This window comes from Streptomyces tricolor (assembly GCF_002155905.1).
GTDB lineage: Bacteria > Actinomycetota > Actinomycetes > Streptomycetales > Streptomycetaceae > Streptomyces > Streptomyces tricolor.
On record NZ_MUMF01000971.1, the window covers coordinates 1 to 682 of the forward strand.

General features: G+C 82.3%; 1 protein-coding gene. It reads right to left on the reverse strand.

Annotated elements, in window-relative coordinates; genetic code table 11:
* Window positions 1-682 (reverse strand): aKG-HExxH-type peptide beta-hydroxylase (locus CCN44_RS42030; protein WP_244204075.1); only part of this gene is annotated, 682 nt, incomplete at both ends.

Consider the following 682-nt stretch of genomic DNA (forward strand, 5'->3'; position numbering starts at 1 on the left):
CGCTCGGCGGCGCGCCGCCGCCAGGACCGGGCGGGTCCGGTGCGGGCCCGCCCCCACAGGTCCAGCAGGGCCAGGTGCGCGTACGCGCCCTGGAGCACGCCCGGGACCGGGCGCGGATCCCGCCGCCAGCCGACCCGGTGCAGGCTGCCGCCGGGCCGCCACAGCGGGACCAGCTCGTCCAGCACGGCCAGCTTGGTGTGGTGCGTCTCGTGCACCAGCAGTTCCGCCAGCTCCCGCCGGTCGGCCGGCAGCTGGGCCAGTACGGCGCCGGGCGCGGTCCGCACGGTGGCGCTCACCGGTGGGGCGCCGCCGGCCGAGGGTGCGAGCGGGACGACGGCCCGGACCAGCGCGAGCGTCTCGGCGGCCCGGGCCGGGTGCGTCGCGGCCAGCAGGGCGTGCGCGTCCCGCCAGCGGGCGGCCCACGCGGCGGGGTCGGCGTAGGGGCGCTCGGCCGCGGGCAGCGCGGCCGGTCCGATGCCGCCCGCGGGCACCCGGTGGGGGTCGACGTCGTCGAGTACGGCGGTGCCGCCGGGCAGGGGGTGCAGCGCCGACCAGGCCAGGGCGCCGTCGGCGGACCACCGGGTGCCGGGCCCGGCCGGGGCGGGGCCGGGCAGCAGCAGGGTCCGGCCGGAGCCGTCGGTGATCCGCAGCGCTCCCGCCCGGCCGGACAGCCGGACCGGGC